The organism is Xanthobacter pollutisoli (genome assembly GCF_040044995.1).
Taxonomy (GTDB): domain Bacteria; phylum Pseudomonadota; class Alphaproteobacteria; order Rhizobiales; family Xanthobacteraceae; genus Xanthobacter.
Genome location: NZ_JBDZDP010000022.1, coordinates 21,666 through 43,597 on the forward strand (window position 1 = coordinate 21,666; position 21,932 = coordinate 43,597).

Here is a 21,932-nt window from a genome sequence, read left to right on the forward strand (position 1 = left end):
TGTCGCTGGCGATTGAGAACGATAGGTGCCGATGCCGGAAGTCCCTCCCGAGTGGCGTGCGGCAATTTCGGGCTCTGGCGTAGAAATCGGCGGGTCATTTTCAGTCCTGACAGCGCGGCCGGACATCCGTCAGTCCAAAGAATCTGCACGACTCGCCGCACGCGTTCCGCGCCGTAATTGCGCTGTTCAGATCACGCACCATTTACTGCTTGCATCGGCGAGATGCGATCCGGAAGTCCGCTAGCGACGTAGCAACAGTCGAAAGTGTGACACTTAAGGATTTCGTGGGCGGCGGTAGCGAGGAGACGGAGAAGACCCATAATCTGATCGGAACAGTTCTCGGGGGCTGACGGGGCTACGTTTGCAAAGACCTTTGCATCATGGGGAACCATCGTGCCGAGATCGAAGATCGAGCTACGCCATGTGCGTTACATCATCGCCGCTGCGGAAAGCGGCAGCTTCCGGCGCGCGGCGCAAGATCTCGGCGTCGAGCAGTCGGCGATCAGCCGCCGCATCCGGGATGTCGAGGACGAGATCGGCGCACAGCTGTTCCGCCGTCATCCTGCCGGCGTCGACCTGACGGACATCGGCAAACAATTCCTGAATCAGGCCGCCCCTGGGGCTCGCCAGATCGGATCGGCGCTCGACGGCGCAAGAACGGTGGCGAACATAGGACGGCATCTTCGGATCGGCGTGTTCGGGCCTCTGACCATGGGCTTTCTGTCTGAGCTCTTCGGGGCCTTTCGGGGTGATCGCCCGGGGGTCAAGCTGCGTTTCAGCGAGGGCAGCTGTCCCGAACTTATCGCGGCGGTGCGGCGGGGGCAGCTTGATGTCGGTGTCGTCGCCGAAGCATCGCCCGGGAAGGGCTTTGACGTGACGCATTTGTGGGCCGAGCCCGTGTACGCGGCATTGCCGGACGGCGACCCACTCGCCGATCAGAAGGCGCTCCGGTGGGATGACCTGCGTGATCGGCACTTTGTGGTGACTGATTTACCGACCGGCGATTTCGCGAAGGGTTACCTAATGCGAAACCTCCAGACTTCGCCCGGAGACCTCCAGATCGAGCAATTGTCCGTCACTCGGGAATCTCTGATGCAGATCGTCGCGCATGGGGACGGCGTCACCATCGCAGGCAGCGCGCATGTCCGTCACGGTCTGCCAGGCATTGCTTTTCGCCTGATCGAGGATGCTGTTCTCCGCTATGGTGCTGTCCACCCGCGAGGGGCGCTCCATCGGAACCTCGAGCGCCTGCTGGCGCTGGCAAAGTCTTTCTCGGAGCGAGATGACGCTTGGTTCGCCCGGCAACGGCTCATGCGCCCTGAGCATCGGCGCGTGCCGCACGTTGACTGCCATCGCGGCGCGCGCGGGCGAACCCCCGATCGGTTGCAATGAAGCGCTCGAGCATGGGCACAATCAGCTTGGTCGGGTCGCCGATGGTCTGGCCTTGTTCGCGGCCGAGTGCTGCGGCGTAGGCGACGAGGTCCCGATGCAGCGGCGCAGGGAGTTCAATCGTCACCTTCACCGGCTTGTCGTCGATGATCGGGCCGAGCTTCAGCTTGGTCATCACAACCCTCCATAAGGTTCGAGCACGAGGTCGCGGGTGACGATGACGCGCACAGGGAACCCCGGTCTGATCGTGAGGGTCGGCGCGACATTGAGTTGCCGACGGATGATCTGCTGGCCTGCGTCGTTGATGGTGTCCTGTCCGCCATTGCGGATCGCCCGGAGCAGCCGATCCTGATCGTCAACGGCGAGTTCGGCGCCGACCGACAGCAGTGTCGACAGGCCGGCAGCCTTGGCGAGATCCCACCAGTGATAGTCGACGCCATCCTGAAGACCCGCATAGCCTTGCGCGTCGGCTCCGGGTTGACGTTCCAGGACGATCGAACGGCCATTCGGAAGGATGAGCCGCTTCCAGACGAGCAGCACCCGGCGCTGACCGAAGCCGACATCGTTGCTGTACTCGCCGATCAGCCGCGTGCCTTGGGGGACGAGCAGGATGCGCCCGGTCGGGCTGTCGTAGACATGCTCCGTGACCTGCGCGGTGATCTGGCCCGGCAGGTCGGATCGGATGCCGGTGATGAGGGCCGCGGCGATGACGGCGCCGGTCTGAAGCACATAGGGCGATGCCGGACCCATCACGCGATCTGGCGAGACCGTGCGGCGGTCCACGCCCGCATTCAGGAATGCGAGCTGGCGATCCTGCGCCGTCGCTGCACCTGGCTGGCCCGGAAGACCTAGCCCAGAGAGGCTCGGACTGCCTGGTCCACCAACTGTCGCAATCGGAGCTGCGACGCGCGCCTCCGTCTGGAAGAAGACGCGGCTCGTTCGGGCAGCTTCTTCTTCCGCGCGCCTGCGTTGCTCGACCGGATCGACGGTGGGCGCTGCTGCCATCGGCGGCGTGACGGGCTGGCCACGATTCTGCGCATCGAGGATGGGGCGCCCCAGATCCCCGGGCAGCGGAGGCCCAAGCACCGGACCGGTGTAGTCGCGTGGCAGGCCGGCGAGCCCGTCCGCGGTTCGCCGATTTTGCGTGGAGTAAAGCTCCTCACTGCCAGGACCGATATTGCGCGTCTGAAGCGCATAGATGAGCGCGCCACCGACCCCGAGGGCGGCGACGAGACTGATGCCGCCCAGCACCTTTCGCGATAGTCGGGTGACCCGAGGCGGTTCGGCGCGCAGCCGCATTGGCGCAGCGGCGTCGCCGGGCTGTGTGCCGACCAGCTGTGCGTCGGCTTCGTTGGGCGTGTCGCGCTCGCTCATGACGCGGGCCTCCCATCGGTGCGAACGATCCGGACCGTCTGCTGGCGCTCGCCACTGCCGAGACGGAGCTCGGCGGCGCCGAACAGGCGGTCGACGATCAGTATGTTCTGGTGGATCCTGCTGTTGGCGATCTGCGGTTCGCCATCTGCGCCGATGACGAAGAGCGGCGGCATCTCGCCCTGAACGATCCCACGCGGGAACTCGACATAGACGCGGCGCCCGTCGTCGTAGACCGAGATTGGCCGCCACGGCGGCGTGTCGCCCGTGAGGCCGTAGCGATAGTTCCGTGCCGCAACGGCCGGGATCACTGGCGTAGCGGGCACTGCCTGTCTCTGCGAGGCGGGCGGCTGCGGATAGGCCCAGGCGACGGCCGGCATATAGGGGCGTTCGCCCGAGCGCAGCTCGATCATGTAGATGCGACGGTCGGTGGTGATGACTAGATTGGTCGTGATGTCTGGCCGTGTCGGCTTCGCGAGGACATGGACGCGCCGGGTGATGCCCGAGCCGCTCTCGGTGTCGCCGATGATCCAGCGCGCCGTGTCGCCCGCAGCGATCGGGCCGGCGCCGGTCAGGCTCTCGCCTGGTTCCAGCGCGATGTTGGTGATCTGCCCGGGAGCGGCATAGACCTGATAGAGCGCGCCCTCGCTCCAGGGATAGATTTGGATCGAGTTGTAATACCCCTCGCGGCGTGGTTCGACGCGCGCGGCGGCGTTGGCATTCTCCACGCGGCCCGCCGGCGTCCCTGCGGCAGCGCCGCCGCGCGCGGGTGTCCAGGCGGGCGGTGTGTGAAGCGGCCTTGGTGGCGCCTCCGTGACGGCAGCCGGCACAGGGGGAAGCGGCGGCACATCGGCGTCGTAGCTGACCTGTGGCGGCCGGTTGGTCGCGCAGCCGGCCAGCGCCAATCCGGAGATCAGCAAAAGCGCAGAGCCGGATAGGCGGAAGCCGCGGCTCGCGGATCGGCGGAGATGATCTCTCATTGCCCCATCTCCCGAGACCAGTTGATGGCGTTAACGTAGATTCCGAGCGGATTGGCCCGCAGCCGCTCTGCGTCGCGTGGGGGTTGGATCACGATGGTCAGGATGGCTGTCCAGCGTTGTGTCGTGGAGAGCTGGCCGTTCTCGTATTGGCGTTCGGTCCAGGCGACGCGGAAGCTGTCAGGCGACGCGCGGATAACGCTCGACACTTCGATCGACACCTGCTGCTTCCCGACGCGGGTGAACGGATCGTTGGCGCGGGCGAAGTCATTGAGGGCCGCCGCGCCGCGATCAGTCGTGAACTCGTAGGCGCGCAGCCAATTCTGCCGCACGACTATGGCGTCGGCCGGGATCGAGCGGACCTGCTCGATGAATCGTGCCAGATGCCAGGCCACCTGCGGGTCGGTGGGGCGGTAGTCGGCCTGCGCTGGCGCGACCGCCTGCGCCTGGCCGAGATTGTCGACCTGCACCACCCACGGGACGATGGTCCCGCGCGCCGACTGCCAGACCAGCGCGGCAGCGAAGCCGGCGGAGAGGATCAGGCAGCCGAAGGCCATGAGACGCCAGTTTCGGGCCTGGACACGCGCTGAGCCGATCCGATCGTCCCAGATCTGCGCCGCGCGCTGATACGGCGTCTCGGGCTCGGGCGTCTTGCCATAGTGGGTTGCGGGTCGCTTGAAGAAGCTCATGTGCGGTCGCCTCCGGAGAGATTGATGGAAGAGCCGCCGCCGTGGCTGTCGCCCGATCGGATCGCGTGTGCCGCGAGCGTGACGCCGTGGCTCATGGTCTGCCCACGCCGCATGCGTTGCGCCCACGCCGGCGGGTTGGCGGCAGAGCCTGTCGCAGTTGGTGCGGCCGAACCGACATCATTCGCGACCGTTCCCATGCTCGAGGAGCCGCCGGTGCCGCCGAAGCCGCTTTTGACGCCGTCGGCGAAGCTCGAGCGAACGCTTTGCGCGGCCCGGCGCAGCGGAGAGGCTGCCGCGCCGCCGGCCGCTCGTGCGACGCCGCCGAGGCCCGACGCGACGCCGGCAGCGCCCGACTGGCCGAGGGAACCGAGACTGTAGGCAGCAGAGGCGGCTCCCGCCGCGGTGGCTCCACCGCGCATGGCGGCGGCGCCGCCGGAAATGGCGCTCGCGCCACCGCGCAGGGCGAGCCCGGCCGCGCCGCCGGCAGCCATGGCTGCGCCGCCCGCGACGAGGCCGGTGCCGATGGCGGAGCCCGCGCCGAGTTGCGGGCCGCCGGAAACGATGCCGTTGGCGATACCCGGACCGAATATGCCGAGACCGAGAAGCGACAGCGCCGCCAATACGACGGCCATCGCGTCGTCGATGGTCGGTGGCTGACCGCCGAATCCTGCCGTGAACTGACTGAACAGAGTCGAGCCGATGCCAATGATGACGGCGAGCACCAGCACCTTGATCCCTGACGAGATGACGTTGCCCAGCACGCGCTCGGCCATGAAGGCGGTCTTCCCGAACAGGCCGAACGGGATCAGGACAAAGCCGGCCAGGGTGGTCAGCTTGAATTCGATCAGCGTGATGAAGAGCTGGATGGCGAGGATGAAGAAGGCGAGCAGCACCAGCGCCCAGGCGAAGAGCAGGCAGGCGATCTGGATGAAGTTTTCGAAGAAGGCGATCCAGCCCATCAGGTTTGAGATGGATTCGAGCAGCGGCCTTGCTGCATCGAGACCCGTCTGCGCGACCCGGCCCGGGCGCATCAGGTCCTGGATGGAAAACCCGGTGCCAGACGCCTGAAGTCCAAGGCCGGCGAAGCTTTCGAAGACGATCCGCGCGAGGTTGTTCCAGTTGCCGATGATGTAGGCGAAGACGCCCACAAACAGCGTTTTCTTCACAAGGCGTGCGATGATGTCGTCGTCCGCGCCCCAGCTCCAGAACAGGGCGGCCAGCGTGACGTCGATGACGATCAGCGTCGTCGCGATGAACGCCACCTCGCCGCCGAGCAGGCCGAACCCGCTGTCGATGTAGGAGGTGAAGACCCCCAGGAAATTGTCGATGACGCCGCTGCCGCCCATGGCTCACCGCCCTTCGTCGGCGCGTCGCGGCACGGTGCGGCTGCCAAGGAAACGGTCGCGGGTTTCGGCCCAGATGCGCAGACACTCGCCGTCCCTTGCGGCGGCTTCCCCCATCTGCTGGCACCGACGCTGGCCCTCGCGCAGCGGGTCCGGCGCCTCCTCAAGCACGGGCGTCGGCCGAGCCGCTGGCCTTTCCTCTTTCCGGGTCATCTCGATCGCCGTTGCCGTGATCGCGACGGAGACGAAGATGATTGCGCCCACGCGGGCCAGCGTCTTGCCGTCCATCCTGCTGTCCTCAGTTGCCGTTCGGGAACATCCGGGCGTTGCCGGGCTGATAGCCGGAGCCGGGCGTCAGGAACCGGCGGCGCTGTTCACGGCCTTGTTCGGCGGCTGCGGCGCGCTCGGCATCGACAAGCGCCTGCGCTCGGCCGTTCGCAGCGACGACGGCGACCAGGTCTGCAAGTTGCTGCGCCTGCAATGCGAGCAACTGGTTGCCGGCCTGGGTTGCCTGAAGCGCGCCGGTCGCACCCTGGCTCTGCCCGACCAGAGCCGCCATCTCGGCGCGGTTGGTGTCGATATTGCCGACGACACCGGCCTGCACGCGTAGCGCGTCCTGAAGGCCACCGACCGTGTTCTGCCAGCGCGATCGTGCATCGGAGACGAGACGCTGATCCGAAGTCGACAGCGAGATGTTGCTGTACTGGCTCTGAAAGGCTTGGTCGATCTGCTGCACGTCGAAGGCGATGCGCTGTGCCTGACCCAGAAGCGCTTGCGTGCGCTGCACCGATTGCTGGAGCTGCTGAAGCGAGGAATAGGGCAGGCTCGCGAGATTGCGGGCCTGGTTGATCAGCATCTGCGCTTCGTTCTGGAGGCTCTGGATCTGGTTGTTGATCTGCTCGAGCGCCCGCGCGGCCGATAGGACATTCTGGACGTAGTTGGTCGGATCATAAACGACCCACTGCGCCGCTGCCGGGGTGACGAACACGGGCGAGAAGGCGACGGGCAGCGACAGGATGGTTGCGGCGAACAGCACCGCGCGAGAGCGTCGAATCATCATGGCTTGGGCTCCAGGTTGGTGAGATCGGGAATGAGGTCGGCGGCCCATCCGACATCGCGGGCGCGCAGCCAGGCGGACAGGAAGCCGTCGCGGCCATGCTCGGCGAGGATCGCCTCGATGGCGGCCTGATCAGTTTTCGAGGATGCCGCGCAGAGCGCGAGGGCGACTTCGGAGAGCCCCAGCTCGAACAGCCGGTTGCCGCGCCGCGACTGGCAGTAATAGTCGCGCTTGGGTGTGGCCCGGCTGAGGATCTCGATCTGGCGGTCGTTCAAGCCGAAGCGCCGGTAGATCGTGCTGATCTGGGGTTCGATCGCGCGTTCGTTCGGCAGCAAAAGGCGCGTCTGGCAGCTTTCGATGATGGCAGGAGCGATCGCGCTCCCATCGATGTCGGCCAGCGATTGCGTGGCGAAGACGACGGACGCGTTCTTCTTGCGCAGCGTCTTCAGCCATTCGCGCAGTTGCGCCGCGAAGCCTTCATCGTCGAGCGCGAGCCAGCCTTCGTCGACGATCAGGAGCGTGGGCCGTCCATCCAGACGGTCGCCGATCCGATGGAAGAGATAGGCGAGGACCGCCGGCGCCGCGCCGCCGCCGATCAGCCCCTCGGTTTCAAAGGCCTGGACCGCAGCTTCCCCTAGCTGCTCGCCTTCGGCGTCCAGTAGCCGTCCGTAGGCACCGCCAACGCAAAAGGGGCGCAGCGCTTGCTTGAGATCGTTCGACTGGAGGAGGACGGCGAGGCCCGTCAGCGTGCGCTCTGTGACCGGCGCGGACGCCAGCGAGGTCAGCGCCGTCCAGAGATGTTCTTTCACTTCCGGCGTGATCGTGACGCTCTCGCGGGCAAGGATGGCGGCAATCCAGTCGGCTGCCCAGGCACGCTCATGGGTCTCGTGAACGCGTGCGAGTGGCTGGAGGGAGACCGACGACGCGGCGCCGTCCGTCAGGCTGCCACCGAGGTCGTGCCAATCGCCTCCCATGGCGAGCGCGGCCGCGCGAATGGAGCCGCCGAAGTCGAAGGCGAAGACTTGGCTGCCCGGATAGCGCCGGAACTGAAGTGCGATGAGCGCGAGCAGCACGGACTTGCCCGCGCCTGTCGGCCCGACGACCAGTGTGTGGCCGACGTCGCCGACATGCAGCGAAAAGCGGAACGGCGTGCTCCCTTCGGTCTTGCCGTACAGCAGCGGCGGCGCTCCGAAATGCTCGTCCCGTTCCGGCCCGGCCCAGACCGCCGAGAGCGGAATCATGTGGGCGAGGTTTAGAGTGGAGACCGGTGGCTGGCGGACGTTGGCGTAGACATGGCCGGGCAGCGAACCGAGCCAGGCATCGACGGCATTGATGGTCTCGGACATCGCGGTGAAGTCGCGGCCCTGGATCACCTTTTCCACGAGGCGCAACTTCTCGTCGGCGGTGCGCGGATCGGCGTCCCAGACTGTGACCGTGGCGGTCACATAGGCCTGACCGGCATAGTCGGCCCCAAGCTCCTGCAGGGCCATGTCGGCATCGGCGGCCTTGTTCGCAGCGTCCGTATCGACGAGTGCGGAGGCCTCGTTGGTCATTACCTCCTTCAGGATTGCGGCGATCGACTTGCGCTTGGCGAACCACTGCCGCCGGATGCGCGTCAGCAGTTTCGTGGCGTCCGTCTTGTCGAGGAGGATCGCCCGCGTGGACCAGCGATAGGGAAAGGCGAGCCGGTTGAGATCGTCGAGAATCCCTGGCGTCGTCGCCGTCGGAAAGCCGTTGATCGTCAGCACGCGCAGATGAGCGGCGCCGAGCCGTGGCTCGAGGCCGCCGGTCAACGGCTCATCGGCGAGAAGCGCATCGAGGTAGATCGGCGTTTCGGGCACGCGGACGCGGTGGCGCTTCGTCGAGACGGTCGAGTGCAGGTAAGTCAGGGTCTCGGCGTCATCGAGCCACCGGCATTCCGGCATGAAGCCATCGACGAGCTGGAGGACGCGGTTTGTGCGGTCAATGAAGGCCGCGAGGGCTTCATGGGGATCGACGCCGGACTGTTGGCGACCCTCGTAGAGCCAGGTCTCCGCCCGCGCGGCGTCCTCGGCAGGCGGGAGATAGAGAAAGGTCAGGAAGTAGCTCGACTCGTAATGCGCGTCCGCTTCCTCGAAGTCGGCCTTGCGCTCCGCATCAACGAGGGCGGAGGCGGCGTCCGCGAAGCGGCTTGCCGGATAGGAGGCGGCTTCGTGACGCTGCGCTTCGACGAAGATCGCCCAGCCCGAGCCCAGACGCCGGAAGGCGTTGTTGAGGCGACTGGCGACGGCCACCAGTTCAGCGGCCACAGCTGAGTCGAGATCGGGACCACGAAAACGCGCGGTGCGCTGGAAGCTGCCATCCTTGTTGAGCACGACCCCTTCGCCGACCAGCGCCGCCCAGGGCAGGAAATCAGCGAGACGGGTCGCGGTACGGCGATATTCGGCGAGGTTCATCATGGCCACGCCTCACACCGAGAGATGGCCCGGAATGCGCAGATGCCGGCGGCCCACTTCGACAAAGAGCGGATCGCGCTTTGCTGCCCAAACGGCGGCGAAATGGCCGATCGCCCAAATGAGGAGACCAACCAGCCATAGCCGCAATCCGAGACCGACAGCGCCGGCGAGTGTGCCGTTCATGATGGCGATGCTGCGCGGTGCGCCGCCCAGCAGGATATGCTCGGTCAGCGCGCGGTGGACCGGAACCGAGAAGCCCGCGACCTCATTGGGATGTTGCAGGAGGCCCGCCATCAGACGAGCGCCCCGCCGCCGAATGAGAAGAACGACAGGAAGAAGCTGGACGCCGCGAAGGCGATCGACAGGCCGAAGACGATCTGGATGAGACGCCGAAATCCTCCGCTCGTGTCGCCGAACGCCAGCGTCAAGCCTGTGACGATGATGATGATCACCGCGATAATCTTGGCGACCGGTCCCTCGATCGACTGGAGGATGGACTGCAGCGGCGCTTCCCAGGGCATCGAGGAGCCGGATGCGTGGGCGGCGGGCGCCAGAAGAAAGCTTAGGGTCAGCGCCGTGGCGGCAGTTGCGAGGCGCTGATGGCCGCGCGCGATATGTCGGATCATGCGGGTTCTCCTTTTGGGTCGGGAGGCTGGGTTGCGGGGGAAAGGCGGTAGTCGGTGTCCGTCCCGAGCCCTTCGACGCGGGCGAGTTCTGTGAGACGCCGCGCAGCGCCGCGGCCGGAGAGCACGGCCACCAGATCGATGGTCTCGGCGATCAGCGCCCGGGGGACGGTGACGACAGCTTCCTGGATGAGCTGCTCGAGGCGGCGCAGCGCGCCGAGCGCGGTGCCCGCGTGGATCGTCCCGATCCCGCCAGGATGGCCGGTGCCCCAAGCTTTCAGGAGATCGAGCGCCTCAGACCCACGTACCTCGCCGATCGGTATCCGATCCGGCCGTAGCCGCAGCGAGGAGCGCACGAGGTCGGACAGGGTCGCGACGCCGTCCTTGGTGCGCATGGCGATGATGTTCTGCGCCCGGCATTGCAGCTCGCGGGTGTCTTCGATGACGATGACGCGGTCGGTTGTTTTCGCGACCTCGGCCAGCAGGGCATTGGTCAGCGTGGTCTTGCCGGTGCTGGTTCCGCCGGCGACGAGGATGTTGGCGCGCGCTGCGACCGCCTGCCGGAGGATGACCGCCTGGTCGGCCGTCATGATGCTGGCGGCGACATAGTCGTCGAGCGTGAAGACGGCGACTGCAGGCTTGCGAATCGCGAAGACCGGAGCCGTTACGACCGGCGGCAGCAGGCCTTCGAAGCGCTCGCCGGTTTCGGGCAGTTCAGCCGAGACACGCGGCCGTCGGTCATGCACCTCGGCACCGACATGATGGGCGACGAGGCGGATGATGCGTTCGCCATCTGCGGCCGAAAGTCGTTCCCCCGTATCGGACAGGCCGTCAGAGAGCCGGTCGACCCAGAGCCGCCCATCGGGGTTGAGCATGACCTCGACGATCGCGGGGTCTTCCAGGAATCGGGCGACCGCAGGCCCCAGCGCGGTGCGCAGCATGCGTGCACCGCGTGAAGCTGCTTCCGATTGCTGATGGTTGACCGCCACGTCGTCCCCGTTCGCTTGCGGGCCCGCGCGATGCGCGGCCCTGGATCGGGGATGAGTAAGAAAGGCAGGAATTGGGGCGTTGCAACAACGCTCAGGGGGTCATCGTACTGTGGCGAAGAAAGACAGGTGATCGGCGGACCGGCGTCGAGCCGCGGCAGCATCTGAGGCTCCCGACCGGCGCGTTTTCCCGAGCGGGAATAATTCAGACCCAGGAGCTACCCTGAGGCGCAAGCTTTCCCGAGCGGGAAATTCTTATAGACATTCTTCAGAAATCCATGATACTTTCCCGTTCGGTAAATATCATGACCAGACGCAACCTCACCACCGCCGAGATCGGCGACATTGTCCGGACAACCCGCAAGGCCGCTGGCCTGCGGCAGGACGAGCTTGCCGGCGCAGCTGGCGTCGGCCTGCGCTTCATCGTCGATCTCGAAGCGGGCAAGTCGACCGCGCAGATCGGCAAGACGCTTCAGGTCCTAGCCGCGTTGGGCTGCTCGCTCGATATCACACCGCCGCCCGATCCCAAAGGACCGCGGAAGGGATGACGCGCACCCTCGATATCTGGTGGGACGGGCGCCTGGTGGGTCAGCTGACGCAGGACAAGCATGGTGAACTCGGCTTCGCCTATGCGCGGGCTTGGCTCGACGACGAGGCGGCGCAGCCGTTGTCCGCCTCACTGCCCAAGCGGGCGGAGCCGTTCACTCGCCGCGAGTGCCGCCCGTTTTTCGGCGGTCTCTTGCCGGAGGAAAGCCAGCGCGACGCCGCGGCTCAGGCGCTCGGCGTGTCGCGCGCCAATGATTTCGCCCTTCTTGATCGCCTCGGCGGCGATGTGGCGGGCGCGCTCCAGCTTCTGCCGCCCGGCGAAGGTCCGACCGCTCCTGCCCCCGATCAACGGCCAACCCCGCTTGACGATGCGGGCCTGATCCGGGTGCTGGACGCGCTGCCCGTCCGCCCATTGCTCGCGGGCGTGGAAGGCTTGCGGCTCTCTCTCGCGGGCGCCCAATCGAAGGTGCCGGTGGTTCTGGTGGATGGCGCGGTGGCCTTGCCTGCACCGGGCCAGCCGACGACGCATATTCTGAAACCTCCGATTTCGCGGTTTGCGGCCACGACCGAGAACGAGGCCTTCGTGATGCGCCTTGCCGCCGCAATCGGTCTCGATGTCGCGCCGGTAGAAGCGCGCATCGTTCAGGATCGAACATTTCTGCTGGTCCAGCGCTATGACCGCGTCATTGGCAACGATGGCTTTGTGCGCCGGATCCATCAGGAGGATTTCTGCCAGGCGCTCGGCGTGCCACCGGAGACCAAATACGCGAGCGAAGGCGGCCCGACCTTCAAGGATTGCTTCGCGCTGCTCCGCCGCGTCGCCGCAAGGCCCGCTGTCGATGTGCTGAAGCTTCTCGATGCGGTGATCTTCAATGCGATCGCCGGGAACGCCGACGCACACGGCAAGAATTTCTCGATCCTTTATGACACAGAAGGGCCACGCCTCGCCCCGCTCTATGATTTGCTTGCGACCGTTGCCTATCCCGATCTCTCACCGAAATTCGCCATGAAGATCGGAAAGCGAGGAACGCTAGCGGAACTGGACGCCAAGGGCTGGGCAGCGTTTGCGGCGGACGCCGGTCTCGGTCTGCCGCTGATACGACGACGGGTTGCGGAGATCAGCAAAGGCGTGATTGCGCGAACAGGCGAGGTTACCGCCGAGTTGGTGCGCCCCGGCTTCGATCGGGCGGCCATCGAAAGCCTTGCCGCGATGGTCCGCGAACGAGCGGAGCGCTGCGCACTGACAGTGGTGGAGCCCGGCCGCTCGGCCAGTCATCTGCGCGATGGGGAGAATGTCGAAGGGAGCAATGGCCAATGACATTTCTCTACTTCGCTTATGGCTCCAACATGTTGCCGGCACGTCTGCTTGGCCGTTGCCCGTCGGCGAAGGTCGTCAGGACGGGAGTTGCACGCGCCTGGAGTCTTGCGTTTTCGAAGGCGAGTAAGGACGGTTCAGGAAAGGCGACCCTGGTTATCGCCCCGAATTCTGCCGTGCCCGGGGTCATTTTCGAGATTGATCTGGCCGAACGAGAGCGGTTGGACCGGCACGAGGGGGTAGGCTCTGGCTACCGGCGCGACGACACTTTCGCCATCGAGGGAAGCACCGTTCCGGCGAGCAGCTATCTGGGCACCTCGTTGGACCACACATTACGGCCTTTCGATTGGTACCTCGCGACCGTCATTGCCGGCGCCGAATATCATGGGCTGGCCACAGCTCATGTCGCCGCGCTGAGGGGCACGCGCTTCGTCGAGGATACCGAATTGGGTCGAAGGACCCGCGTCGAAGCCATTGAGGCGATGCGAGAGCATGGCATCCAAGATTACCGAACGTTACTTGAAGGTCTGGGATAGGCGTGCCGATCACTCTCAATCCTATGTCGGCGCTCCCCCAATGCGAGGGAGAACAATGGAGCGTCGATGCCCCTGACGATCTCGCGCAGCTTGTCGCGCTGGTGTTGGTCGGTCAGGCATTCCACGCGGCACTGATCCTTGTGGGCACGCAATTAGCGCCGCCGAAAATCACGGCAGGGCTGAAAGATACGCTCGACAAAGATCTGCATCCTACGACGGAAAAGGGTATCGAACATCGCGATGGTCTTTTATTCGAGATCACTTGCTGGGTCGCTGCCCGAAAGGGCAAGACGGGCGATGAAAAGATCGACAATTCGCACCTTAAGGCGACCAACCAGGGCACTGATGGCGTCAAGATTACGGTCGATCCGGCGACGAAGACGCTGACGAAGGCGACCGTCTACGAGTACAAATGCACGATCCATGCCCGGCAAAAATTCCAGAGCCAGGTGCTGAAGTCGTTTCGTGAGTATATTTCTGGCAAGCGCGATAATCAGCTGGCTCAAGCCGTTCTCGCCTTGCTGGAAAGCTACGGCTTCAATGGATACGAGCTCAAGACGGCATATGACACGCTGATTCAAACACGCCCGCTGGCGTTTGAAGCATCGCTGACTGTTTCGCCATCGCAGTTTCCAGCGGCCAAATGCGTCGCGTTGTTCAAGGACTATGATTCTCTTCAGGTGGCTTTGGACAAGCGCGGCGGTAACACGCTCCCGTTAGACGACGTTCGGGCCTGGTTTGCTGATTTCGCGGATCGCGTCTGGGCGCGGATTTCGACGTTCGATGTTTGACGCGCAAACCGCAGCCTTGATCCGGAGCGCGCCGGCTCTTGAGGGCGTCGACCCGTCGATGCTGCCGCAAGAACTGACCGGTATCTATGCCGAACTGGCCGGCCTCAGGCTGCGTGCGGCATCGCTAGCCGAGCAGCCCGACTACCTCGCCCAACTCGCGCGTATCGAGCGGATCGCGACTATCTACGAAGCGCTCGTCGACCGCGGTGCAGAAGATCACGAACGCCGGGCCGCCGCCTTCGTCGCAGCGACCGCTTATCAGCTTCTGGCCCGTATCCGCCCGGATCTCGAGGAGCGCGATGAACTCCTGACCACGCGGGCCATTGATCCGCGCGTATCGGCACCACTTCTGTTCCTGATTGCTGAACAGAGCCCTGACGCGCGTGAAGCCGCTCGCGAACTCGCAGGCCCCCGTCTTGAAGATATTCATCGCGGCGCTTTGGTAGAAAGCGTCGAAGACCTTGCCTTGGAACGATTTGAAGCGATCCTCGAGCGTGCCAACCGTTTGGCAGGATTGCGGCCTGGGGCCGATGCGCCGTTTGATGAACGAGCGACGCAGGCGTTGTACGGATTGTGCTGGAGCGGTCTGGTGCAAATGGTAGCACGCTTGCTCGATCGTCCTCGTGTCGAGCTCGCCTATCAATCGTTCGAAACCCCTCAGCATGCCTTCGCCCGAGTGGTGGAACTCGCAACCCGTCCGCTGAATCTTCCGGACACTGGCCTCAACATTACCTCCAGCTATGCGGGACCGCGTCATCTGGCGCGGTTGCTTATGCACGTCGCAGACGGACTTGAGGACGTTGGCGTCACTCGAATCCCACCGCCCGCGGGTGCGGAAGAGAATTCTTGGAAGCTGTGGGTTCGCCATCGCGCGTCGAGCAAACCGGTGCTTTGGCCGAATCACCGCGCCGCTCTGGCTACGCATTTTCTGGATGTTGGAAAGTCAGCGGTGCTGGTACTGCCCACCGGCGCGGGCAAAACCACGCTTTCAGAGTTGAAGATCGCCTCGACCTTGTCGGCCGGCAAGAAGGTCATCTTCCTTGTACCGACCTTGGCTCTGGTCGATCAGCTTCGTGATGATCTTGCCGAGAGCTTTCCAGAGAGTCTGATAGACAGCGTCGTGTCGGCCGATGGCGATCTCACCGCGCTGATCCGCGGACCAGAGCTCGAATCGATCGAAGTGATGACTCCCGAGCGATGCCTTGCGCTGCTGAGCTTCACCGACACCGACATGAGCGATCTTGGCCTGTTGGTCTTCGATGAATGCCATCTGTTGAGCCCCGATGGCGGCGGGTCCCGTAGCGTGGACGCAATGCTGTGTTTGCTCCATGCTATCAAACGCGCACCAAACGCCGATCTCCTTTTGCTCTCTGCGATGCTGAAGAATGCCGGAGAGGTGGCCGATTGGCTTGCCACGATTACCGGGCGTGCCTGCGTCGGTTTTCATGATCCCTGGAAGCCGAGCCGGCAGGCACGCGGCGTGGTGATCTATCCGAAGGCGCAAGTCGATGCCGCAAACATGATCGTCCGGCGTAAGAAACGGCTCAAAGCGTCCTACAAGGCACCACCGCTCAGTGCCGACGCATATGCATTGTTCGGGCTGCACCATGCCTGGCTTAAAACCGTGCCGACCGACATGCGGCTCGTGCGGCTTTCCGATGTGCCCGTCATACTCGGGCATGGGACGGGCGGAGCAAGCCCCAACGCGAATGATGTCGGGGCAGCTTTGGCCAAGAACGCGGCTGTTGCTGGACTGAAGACCATCATGTTCGTACAGCAAGCCGACCACGCGCCGACCACGGCGAAGCGGCTTCGTGGCAAGCTGCCGTCTCCGCCCGCTCTCACTGAAACCGAAAATAGCCTCTGGGTCGACACGGTGGCTGAACTCGGTGCTGAATGCTGCTCGCTGTTCGACCCAACTGCGCCCGCAATCCCACATAACGGAGACATGATCCCGCTCGAGCGACGGCTCGCCGAATCGGTCTTCAAGAAGGCCGGAGGCGTCAACGTCATCGTCGCGACCCCGACGCTGGCGCAGGGCATGAACCTTCCCGCGCAAATCGCGATCTTGGCAGGCACGATGCGGCACAATGAAGATGGCCGCAAACCGCTCGAAGGCCATGAGATATTGAACGCAGCCGGTCGTGCCGGACGCGCCGGCCATCTGGCGAACGGTACAGTGCTCCTGATTCCGGAACCAGTGGTGCAATTCGACGCGAATTCCGTCCCCGAAAGCGAAGCCTTCAAGATGCTTAAGGCGGTGCTGCCGGAGAACGATCAATGCGTGACGATCGACGATCCGCTGACTCCGTTGCTTGACCGCATTCAGGCCGGCGAACTCTCTGGTGCGGGTGTGCGCTACCTCCTGAGCCGACTTAGGGCGGGCGAAGCGGAAGACACGGCCGTCGAAATGGCGGTCAAGATGATCAGCCGTTCCTTTGCCGGATACCAGGCGCGGCAAGCCAAGCAGGATGCCGCTTTCGACGAGAAACTCGGTGCGTTGAGGACCGCGCTTGACACGGCCACTGAACAGACGTCGGTGCCCGTGATGCAGATCGCTGCCTTCACGGGTCTTGCGGTCGAGCCACTAGCGGCCATTGCGGCGAAAGTTGAGGCGGAAATCGACTCGTTACCCTCGACCGTATGCGATTGGATGGAATGGCTAATCGATTTCATGACCGCCGATCGCACAAGCTACGCCTTGCTGTTTGGATCAGCTGTCGAGACGGTCAAGGCTGTCACTCGCGGCAAGAAGACCGGCGGCGACAGCACGGCTGCGGAAATGACGCTACTCAAGACCGCGCTGTCTGCGTGGCTCAAAGGCGAACCCTTCGATCGCATCGAGGCCTCACTTGGAGTTCCCGCGGCCAAGATCGGTGTCTGCAAGCGCACGCGCGACCTGATCAATCGGATCGCCAATCGACAACTCTACATGGTCGCCGCAGCGGCCGCAGAGGTTATCCGCCAAACGCTGACGGCTAAGGAGAAGATCGCTGCGAATCCTGCAGTGCTCGAAATCTTCGCCTACGCGATCCGTCGGGGTGTCGACTCACCGGAGAAGGTCGCGTTTGCATACCGAACCCCAAACGCGCGTTCACGGGTCCTTCTGCACCGTGCGTTTGCTGAAACGGTCGGGGATCGTCCGCCGGTGCTCGGCTCCGATTTCGAGCACGTCATGCGCCATCTCGACGCCATCCTAGCGTTTGGGTCGGTCGATCTCCCCGCACTTGGATCGGTCGCTAGCCCGTCAGCGGACCCGTCCGAGACGCTGTAGGCCGTAGGTGCCCGACTGCACTTCCTTCGCACTGGGCAGTACCCAGCGAAGGCGAGCCCTTATGCCAGCCCGAAATCAGCCAGAGCTGATCGAGCATCGGTAGGAGGTCAGCCTGGCCAGAAACTTGCCGAATTATCCGACTCCGCTGGAGTCCCAACTTCGACAAAGATGTCGACTTCGGGCGTTTGAAGAATCGTCAGCAGTGACCGAGGTGAGGGCGCTGAGCGGAACAGCATAAACCATTCCGAATGTTATATTATCCATCTGATGTGTCCCCGCCGCTGATGTCGTCCGGAATCTCCCTCAAGAAGCTCTGCCCCTTCTGCAGGCGTCGCCCCAGCGTCTCGACGAATCCCTCATACCGCTCCCGACCTTTGGCCTGTGCTGACGCTTGAGCATCGTTCGGCAAGGGCGGCGTGATCGTCAGCCAGAACCGGACGAAGAGGGCCAGTGTCTCTGCGGTGACGCCGAGGTCGCGCTCTAAGCGCTGGACCTGGCGCGACAGGCGGTCGAGGCGGCGCGCGAACGCGGCCTCGCGCTTGTCCGCGCCATCGGGCGACAGGAATGATGCAACCGCCGCTTCGACGATCGCGGAGCGGGAGAGCTTCTTGCGGTCGGCGAGATCGGCGATCTGGCGGAGCATCTCGGGCGGGAAGTAAACATTCATCCGGTCGCGCATGGTTGCCTCACAGATCGATGCCGTCATTGGGATCGAGCGCCACCTGTCTCGCCACGCCGCGCATCTGCTGGCGCAGCGCCTGACGCTGCCGCGCGGCGTCTTCCGGCTCATCGTCCAGCATGATGGCGAACTCGTCGACCGGTGCCGGTCCGGTTGTTTCCTTGGCGATCGCGACATGGTCGGGCAGCTCCGGCTCGCGCCGCAGCCCGCCGTTGGCAGCGTCCTCCGCCTTGTCGAGCTCAGCCGCGAGCAATGCGTCGGGCCGCTGCGGCTTCAACTCGGACCATGCGTCCTTTCGGGCCGAACGCCCGCATTTCGCCGGGTCGGGCGATGGCAGGATGCGCTCCTTGAAGCGGCGATCCTCGAAGTAACGGGCCTTCTTGGCTCGGATAGGATGGACACCGGCGGCCATGACGATCTCGTCTGTGGCCGGCAGCTGCATCACCTCGCCGGGTGTGAGGAGCGGCCGCGCCGTCTCCGAGCGCGAGACCATCAGATGACCGAGCCACGGGCTGAGCCGATGCCCGGCATAGTTCCGCATCGCCTTCATCTCGGTCGCCGTACCGAGGGCGTCGCTCACGCGTTTGGCGGTGCGTTCGTCATTGGTGGCGAAGCTCACGCGCACATGGCAGTTGTCGAGGATCGCGTTGTTCGGGCCATAGGCCTTTTCGATCTGGTTCAGCGACTGGGCGATGAGGAATGACTTCAGGCCGTAACCCGCCATGAAGGCGAGCGCGCTCTCGAAGAAGTCGAGGCGGCCGAGCGCCGGGAACTCGTCGAGCATCATCAGCACACGATGCCGCTGGTCTCGCGCATGCAGATCCTCGGTCAGGCGTCGGCCGATCTGGTTGAGCACGAGCCGGATCAACGGCTTCGTCCGGGAGATGTCGGATGGCGGAACCACGAGGTAGAGCGTTGCTGGCCTCTCATCGGCGATGAGGTCGGCGATCCGCCAGTCGCAGCGGCGCGTCACCTCCGCCACCACCGGGTCGCGATAGAGGCCCAGGAAGGACATGGCGGTGGACAGAACACCGGAGCGCTCGTTGTCGCTCTTGTTGAGGAGTTCGCGCGCCGTCGACGCCACGACGGGATGAGGGCCGCCGGGTCCGAGATGCGGCGTCGTCATCATCGCCTTCAGCGTGGCTTCGATCGGACGGCGCGGATCAGACAGGAAGGCGGCGACACCGGCGAGCGTCTTCTGCTCTTCCGCGTACAGCACATGCAGGATGGCACCGACGAGCAAAGAATGGCTCGTCTTCTCCCAGTGATTGCGCTTGTCGAGTGAGCCCTCGGGGTCGACGAGAACGTCGGCGACATTCTGCACGTCGCGGACTTCCCATTCGCCGCGTCGCACTTCCAGGAGCGGATTGTAGGCGGCCGACTTGGCGTTGGTGGGATCGAACAGCAGGACGCGGCCGTGCCTCGCGCGGAAGCCGGCGGTCAGCTGCCAGTTCTCGCCCTTGATGTCGTGGACGATGGCGGAGCCCGGCCAGGTGAGGAGCGTGGGAACGACGAGGCCGACACCCTTGCCCGATCGGGTCGGTGCGAAGCACAAGACATGCTCCGGTCCATCGTGCCGCAGATAGGCGTCGCCGAGCTTGCCGAGAACGACGCCATCGGGTCCGAGCAGCCCTGCTGACTTCACCTCCCGGAGTTCAGCCCAGCGGGCCGAGCCATAGGTCTCGACATTCTTCGCCTCACGGGCGCGCCATACCGACATCGCGATGGCGACGGCGATGGAGATGAAGCCGCCTGAGGCGGCGATCATTGCGCCTTCAACAAAGATCGGCGGGGCATAGGCGTCGTAGAAATACCACCACCAGAAGAAAGCAGGCGGGTAGTAGATTGGCCAACCCGCCAGCTCGAACCACGGCGTGCCGAGCTGCGCCTGAAAGCCGAGCCGCCAGGCGGTCCATTGGGTCGCGCCCCAGGTCGTGAGCAGCACGATGAGGAACACGGTGGTGATCTGGCCCCAGAGGATTTTCGTCGCGGACATCGGCGCCGTCCTTTCTTCCTTGTTGGCTAGAGGGCGAGCCCGCGCTTGCGGCCGAGGCCCCATTCGATGCCGCCGCCATCTTTCACGGCGCCGGCGACATGCTGACCGAGCTTGCGTTCGATCTCGCGGGACCAGGGCACGAGCTGGAAGCCGAGACCGTTGTCGATCATCGCGAAGCGGCCGGAGGAGAGGTCGAGACGCTGGCGATAGATGCCCGCGACCTGATCACCGGCGGTCGGCTTCATGTGCGCCAGACCAGTCTCGGCGGAGAGGCGCACCCCGACCGCATCCAGTTCGCGCCGCCGCAGCGTGGCGAGGAGGTCGCGTTGCAGGATGATCCGCTGGCCCTGGCGGCGACCGAGGCCTTGGTCGGCGAGATGCTCGGCCCGTGCCTGCAGGGCGTCGCGCACCTCTCGCCCGAAGCCTCCCATCGACAGCGGCATGGGGTCCGCCTCCACAAGCCGATGGTCCAGCCAGGTGGCCCCCGGCGCCTTGATCTGATGGCCGAGTTCGAGGTCTGATCGGCTCGCGAGAACAAGCGTCGGGCGCGGCTCATCGGCTCGGCCAAAGCGCCGAACCTCCACGATGCCGCCGATCGCAGGCGCATGCTCGAAGGCCTCGACACCGCGGAACCGGACATGGTGGGCCCGGCCATCGGTGCCATCGATCACCGCATAGGCTTCGCCCGTCAGTTCGTCGTGCAGGCCGCGATCGACCAGCCGCCCGATGATCGGCGCCTGTCCGCTGCCGCCTTCGATGACATAGTCAGCGACAGCGCGATCCTCACCACGCTCGGCGAAGGCCCGGTGCATGGTCTTGATGATGTCCCCGCGAAGCCCGAGGTCGCGCAAGTGGCGTTCGGCGTCGAGGCCGACCATCCACTCGCCGGGCCTGGCGGATGACGCGAGGCCCATCTTCTCCAGGTGTTGCAGTCGGCCAATCATGAGCCGGCGGGTCTGGGGATCAGCGGCACCGGATTGCTCGGGACGAAGATCGATGAAGCCGGTCTCGTCGGCGGCGATGCGAATCTCGACATCGAGGCGCGTCCAGCGCTCGGCCGTGACTTCGCGCTCGAGCGCCGTCTTGATCTCGTGCTCCGGCTTCGGGCCGAGTTCGATCGACACGAGATCCTCGGCCCGGGATCGCAAGCCGCGGCTGATGTAGTCGCGTGAGATGACGAGGTCGGCGCCCTGGGCGTCAACGCCTCGCACCAGCAGGTGGACGTGGGGATTGTCGGTGTTCCAGTGATCGACCGCGACCCAATCGAGCCGGGTCCCGAGGTCGGCTTCCATTTGGCGCGCGAGGTCGCGCGTGAAGGCGCGCAGGTCCGTCATCTCGCCGGCGTCCTCGGGCGAGATGATGAAGCGGAAATGGTGCCGGTCGTCCTTCGAGCGCGCGGCGAAACCAGCGTCATCGGCGCGGTCGCTGTCGGCATCGAACATCACGGCCTTTTCACCGTCGCGCGTGACGCCGTTGCGCTTGAGATAAGAGAGGTGGGCATTGAGCGGCGCAGACCGAAAGGCCCGGCCCTGGTGGCGGGCGATCCGCGCCTTGACGACGACGCGGCGCGACGAGCTGAAAAGCCGCGCGCGGCTGAACGCGATCCGTCCGCGCCCGAAGCTCGAACGGCCATAGCCGGACGCCTTGCGGCCCGGACCGCCGCCGGTGCCGACATGCCCCGAGCGCTTGGCGGCGCGCAGGACTTGGTTGATGAAGCTCTTGGGTTTCGGCGCCCGCGTCGAACCGATGCGGCCCGGCCGGACCCGGAAGTGGCTGTCGCCGTCGCTCATCGCCGGCCTCCGGCGGGCCAAACGCGGGACAGTGCCGGCAATGTCCTTGAAATAGCGTGGATAATAGCCGGAACCGGCACTGCCCCCGACCGACCGGCACGTGAAAAGCCATGCGAAAGCAATGGCTTGCACGCG

20 protein-coding genes are annotated in these 21,932 nt (G+C 65.0%); 6 read left to right on the forward strand and 14 right to left on the reverse strand.

Annotated features, from left to right (window positions below; all coding sequences use genetic code 11):
* Positions 1-393 precede the first annotated feature (393 nt).
* On the forward strand, positions 394-1,392 hold the full coding sequence (locus ABLE93_RS23115; RefSeq protein ID WP_348842114.1) for a LysR family transcriptional regulator: 999 nt from the start codon (positions 394-396) through the stop codon (positions 1,390-1,392).
* Here ABLE93_RS23115 and ABLE93_RS23120 read toward each other — a convergent pair.
* The 11 genes from ABLE93_RS23120 to trbB are packed head-to-tail and all read right to left on the reverse strand — an operon-like array spanning position 1,310 to position 10,873.
* Positions 1,310-1,564 carry a DUF2274 domain-containing protein gene (locus ABLE93_RS23120; protein ID WP_011579845.1) on the reverse strand — a complete coding sequence of 85 codons (255 nt, stop codon included), beginning with the start codon at positions 1,562-1,564 and terminating at the stop codon, positions 1,310-1,312. The genes ABLE93_RS23115 and ABLE93_RS23120 overlap by 83 nt on opposite strands.
* A complete protein-coding gene (locus ABLE93_RS23125) occupies positions 1,564-2,763 on the reverse strand; it encodes a TraB/TrbI/VirB10 family type IV secretion system protein (protein WP_035599883.1) in 1,200 nt (399 codons plus the stop codon). Before ABLE93_RS23125 ends, ABLE93_RS23120 begins: the two co-directional genes overlap by 1 nt.
* Positions 2,760-3,740 (reverse strand): P-type conjugative transfer protein TrbG, encoded by a 981-nt coding sequence (gene trbG, locus ABLE93_RS23130; protein WP_348842115.1) that lies wholly within the window; start codon positions 3,738-3,740, stop codon positions 2,760-2,762. Before trbG ends, ABLE93_RS23125 begins: the two co-directional genes overlap by 4 nt.
* On the reverse strand, positions 3,737-4,426 hold the full coding sequence (gene trbF, locus ABLE93_RS23135) for a conjugal transfer protein TrbF (protein WP_209351220.1): 690 nt from the start codon (positions 4,424-4,426) through the stop codon (positions 3,737-3,739). The genes trbG and trbF overlap by 4 nt, the downstream gene beginning before the upstream one ends.
* Complete coding sequence (gene trbL, locus ABLE93_RS23140; protein ID WP_348842116.1) at positions 4,423-5,772, reverse strand: P-type conjugative transfer protein TrbL; 1,350 nt, start codon at positions 5,770-5,772, stop codon at positions 4,423-4,425. Before trbL ends, trbF begins: the two co-directional genes overlap by 4 nt.
* Before the next feature lie 3 nt (positions 5,773-5,775).
* Entirely contained in the window at positions 5,776-6,057 is a 282-nt protein-coding gene (trbK-alt, locus tag ABLE93_RS23145; RefSeq protein WP_348842117.1) for a putative entry exclusion protein TrbK-alt, read from the reverse strand.
* Between the two features lie 10 nt (positions 6,058-6,067).
* Entirely contained in the window at positions 6,068-6,829 is a 762-nt protein-coding gene (trbJ, locus tag ABLE93_RS23150) for a P-type conjugative transfer protein TrbJ (protein WP_348842118.1), read from the reverse strand.
* A complete protein-coding gene (trbE, locus tag ABLE93_RS23155; RefSeq protein ID WP_348842119.1) occupies positions 6,826-9,264 on the reverse strand; it encodes a conjugal transfer protein TrbE in 2,439 nt (812 codons plus the stop codon). Before trbE ends, trbJ begins: the two co-directional genes overlap by 4 nt.
* 9 nt (positions 9,265-9,273) lie before the next feature.
* The gene (locus ABLE93_RS23160) at positions 9,274-9,555 is read right to left on the reverse strand and encodes a VirB3 family type IV secretion system protein (protein ID WP_348842120.1); all 282 of its coding nucleotides are present in this window, start codon (positions 9,553-9,555) and stop codon (positions 9,274-9,276) included.
* Positions 9,555-9,887: a TrbC/VirB2 family type IV secretion system protein gene (locus ABLE93_RS23165; RefSeq protein ID WP_035599872.1), complete on the reverse strand. Its 333-nt coding sequence runs from the start codon at positions 9,885-9,887 to the stop codon at positions 9,555-9,557. The genes ABLE93_RS23160 and ABLE93_RS23165 overlap by 1 nt, the downstream gene beginning before the upstream one ends.
* Positions 9,884-10,873, reverse strand: a complete 990-nt coding sequence (gene trbB, locus ABLE93_RS23170) for a P-type conjugative transfer ATPase TrbB (RefSeq protein ID WP_348842121.1) — start codon at positions 10,871-10,873, stop codon at positions 9,884-9,886. The genes ABLE93_RS23165 and trbB overlap by 4 nt, the downstream gene beginning before the upstream one ends.
* A gap of 302 nt (positions 10,874-11,175) precedes the next feature.
* Here trbB and ABLE93_RS23175 point away from each other — a divergent pair, with 302 nt between their 5' ends.
* The 5 genes from ABLE93_RS23175 to ABLE93_RS23195 are packed head-to-tail and all read left to right on the forward strand — an operon-like array spanning position 11,176 to position 17,332.
* Entirely contained in the window at positions 11,176-11,418 is a 243-nt protein-coding gene (locus ABLE93_RS23175; RefSeq protein WP_348842138.1) for a helix-turn-helix transcriptional regulator, read from the forward strand.
* Positions 11,415-12,734, forward strand: a complete 1,320-nt coding sequence (locus tag ABLE93_RS23180; protein ID WP_348842122.1) for a type II toxin-antitoxin system HipA family toxin — start codon at positions 11,415-11,417, stop codon at positions 12,732-12,734. The genes ABLE93_RS23175 and ABLE93_RS23180 overlap by 4 nt, the downstream gene beginning before the upstream one ends.
* Positions 12,731-13,267 carry a gamma-glutamylcyclotransferase family protein gene (locus tag ABLE93_RS23185; RefSeq protein WP_348842123.1) on the forward strand — a complete coding sequence of 179 codons (537 nt, stop codon included), beginning with the start codon at positions 12,731-12,733 and terminating at the stop codon, positions 13,265-13,267. Before ABLE93_RS23180 ends, ABLE93_RS23185 begins: the two co-directional genes overlap by 4 nt.
* 2 nt (positions 13,268-13,269) lie before the next feature.
* Positions 13,270-14,058, forward strand: coding sequence for a hypothetical protein (locus ABLE93_RS23190; RefSeq protein WP_348842124.1), 789 nt, complete (start codon positions 13,270-13,272; stop codon positions 14,056-14,058).
* Complete coding sequence (locus ABLE93_RS23195; protein WP_348842125.1) at positions 14,051-17,332, forward strand: DEAD/DEAH box helicase; 3,282 nt, start codon at positions 14,051-14,053, stop codon at positions 17,330-17,332. The genes ABLE93_RS23190 and ABLE93_RS23195 overlap by 8 nt, the downstream gene beginning before the upstream one ends.
* Positions 17,333-17,588: 256 nt before the next feature.
* Here ABLE93_RS23195 and ABLE93_RS23200 read toward each other — a convergent pair whose 3' ends face one another.
* From ABLE93_RS23200 to ABLE93_RS23210, 3 genes are read right to left on the reverse strand one after another with little or no spacing between them, the layout of a single operon-like run.
* Positions 17,589-18,011 (reverse strand): CopG family transcriptional regulator, encoded by a 423-nt coding sequence (locus ABLE93_RS23200; RefSeq protein ID WP_348842126.1) that lies wholly within the window; start codon positions 18,009-18,011, stop codon positions 17,589-17,591.
* Between the two features lie 7 nt (positions 18,012-18,018).
* Positions 18,019-20,007, reverse strand: coding sequence for a conjugal transfer protein TraG (locus tag ABLE93_RS23205; RefSeq protein ID WP_348842127.1), 1,989 nt, complete (start codon positions 20,005-20,007; stop codon positions 18,019-18,021).
* Between the two features lie 26 nt (positions 20,008-20,033).
* A complete protein-coding gene (locus tag ABLE93_RS23210) occupies positions 20,034-21,797 on the reverse strand; it encodes a relaxase/mobilization nuclease domain-containing protein (protein WP_348842128.1) in 1,764 nt (587 codons plus the stop codon).
* Between the last annotated feature and the right edge of the window lie 135 nt (positions 21,798-21,932).